This is a genomic window from Streptomyces sp. XM83C, assembly GCF_023072675.1.
GTDB lineage: Bacteria > Actinomycetota > Actinomycetes > Streptomycetales > Streptomycetaceae > Streptomyces > Streptomyces thermocoprophilus.
Genome location: NZ_JALLGL010000510.1, coordinates 1 through 2,286 on the forward strand (window position 1 = coordinate 1; position 2,286 = coordinate 2,286).

At 72.1% G+C, this 2,286-nt stretch carries 2 protein-coding genes; both read right to left on the reverse strand.

Annotated features, from left to right (window positions below; translation table 11 throughout):
- Window positions 1–281: 281 nt before the first annotated feature.
- Window positions 282–1,892, reverse strand: a complete 1,611-nt coding sequence (locus tag MTQ10_RS29855) for a sodium/solute symporter (RefSeq protein WP_247473632.1) — start codon at window positions 1,890–1,892, stop codon at window positions 282–284.
- A partial coding sequence (locus MTQ10_RS29860; RefSeq protein WP_247473635.1) for a DUF485 domain-containing protein occupies window positions 1,889–2,286 on the reverse strand: 398 nt, incomplete at its 5' end. The genes MTQ10_RS29855 and MTQ10_RS29860, both read right to left, overlap by 4 nt.

Consider the following 2,286-nt stretch of genomic DNA (forward strand, 5'->3'; position numbering starts at 1 on the left):
CGATATGCAGCGTAGTCTCGTGGTCTCGGAGATGTGTATAAGAGGTAGGTACGGGGCGGTGGGGCGGCGGTGGAGGGCCCGGTGCGGCGAGAGCGCCGTGCACGTGCCGGCGGAGCGGGGCCGTACACGAGCAGGCAGAGCCGGGCCGTGCGCGGGCCGCACACGGCGGCGCCGCCGGAGCCGCACCGGCCCGTACCGCCCATGTCGCCTGTGCCGCCCGTGCTGCCGCGCACCGGCGGGGCGCATCCCACGGGGGTGGGTGCGGTCCGCCGGCGCGCGGCTCACCGTTCGGTGCCGGTGGCGCCCGCGAGGATGCGGGCCTCCACGGCCTCGTACCGGTCGCGCTGTTCCTCCGCCGTGCGTCGGGCGGAGAGGACCGTGCCGGCCCAGCCGAAGGCGAAGCCGAGGGGGATGGAGACCACGCCGGTCGTGGTGAACGGGAACCAGTGGAAGTCGGCGTCGGGGAACGCGGCGACGGGCGAGCCGGAGACCAGGCTGGTGCCCGGCATCAGCACCAGCACCGCGAGGGTGCCGCCGATGAGGGTCCACAGCATGCCGGTGCGGGTGTAGCGGCGCCAGAACAGCCCGTAGACCAGGGCGGGGGCGATGGCGGAGGCGCCGATGCAGAAGGCCATCGTGACCAGCGGCTGGAGGCTGCGGTGCTGGATCTGGGTGGCCAGGGCGATGGTGGGGACGCCGACGGCCAGCGCGGACAGGCGGGCCAGCAGCATCTCGCGGCGCGGGGACATCTCCCGTACGCGTGCGGCGAACACGTCGTGGGCGAGGGAGTTGGCGCAGGCGAGGATCATTCCCGCGACCGAGGCGAGCACGGTCAGGAAGATCGCCGTGGTGACGGTGGTGAACAGCAGGGTCTCCGCTCCGGAGACGTCGGCGCCGAACACCGCCCGCGAGCCCAGCAGATAGGCCGTGTTGCCCTGCGGGTCGGCCTGGGCGATGGCCGCGCGTCCGATCAGCGCGGTGGCGCCGAACCCGACGACCGCCATGATCAGCACGAACAGGGTGACGCAGGACACCGCCCAGGACATGGACCGGCGTACCTGGCGGGCGCTGGAGGCGGTGTACATGCGCATGGTGATGTGCGGCAGACAGGCACCGCCGAGGACGACGGTCAGCTCCGAGGTGATCATGTCGATGCGGGGGAAGGAGCCGTTGCCGAACTGAAGGCCCGAGTGGAGGTACGCGGAGCCGACGCCGCTCTTGGCGGCGGCAGCGGCGAACAGGGCGCCCGGATCCCAGGAGAAACGGTTCAGCATGAGGAGGGCGACGACCGTGCCGGAACCGAGCAGCATCACGATCTTCATGATCTGGATCAGCGCGGTGCCCTTCATGCCGCCGATCGCCGCGTAGCTGATCATCAGCGCGCCCAGGCCGACGACGCAGCCGGTCTGGAGCGAGTCGCCGGAGAAACCGAGGATGAACGCCAGCAGCTGTCCGGTGCCCGCGAGCTGCACCAGCATCAGCGGCAGCAGCGCCGCGAGCGTCACCGCGCAGGCCGCGATGCGCACCGCCCGGCCCGGCATACGGCGGGCGAGGACATCGCCCATCGTGAACCGGCCCGCGTTGCGCAGCGGTTCGGCCAGCAGGAACATCAGCAGCATCAGCGACAGTGCCGTGCTCAGCGCGAGGACGAGACCGTCGTAGCCGAACAGGGCGATGACGCCGCCGGTGCCGAGGACGGTGGCGGCGGAGATGTAGTCGCCGGCGATGGCGAGGCCGTTGCGCAGCGGGGACAGCGAGCTGTACCCGGTGTAGAACTCGTCGAGGTCGTCCCGGTCGGGGCCGGTCATCACGCACAGCAGCAGCGTGACGGTGGCGACCGCCGTGAACGCCAGCAGGGACAGGGTCTGTCCGCTTCCGTCGAAATCGGTCACCGTGCCGCCTCCCGCCTGGCGTCCACTTCCGCCTGCCTGCGGATACGGTCCGCGACGGGGTCCACATGGCGGCGGGCTGTGTGCTCGTACAGGGCGATCGCCAGCCAGGTGACGGGCAGTTGGAGAAGCGCGAGCAGCAGACCGGCGGGCAGCCCGGCGCCGGCCTCGCCGGTCATGAACGACGGTGCGTACGCCGACAGGACGAGGAACACCGTGAAGTAGCCGAGCGCGGTCAGCGTGGCCACACGCCTCAGCAGCCGGTAGGCGCCGCGCAGGAGCCGCAGGTCGCTGTGGTGGCCGAGGGCCTCCCGGCGCGCAGGCCGGGGCCCGGCGTGCTGCGGCTCGGGCCGGTGCCAGGGATCGGCGGGGGAGTAAGGGGCGTACGGGGCGTGGG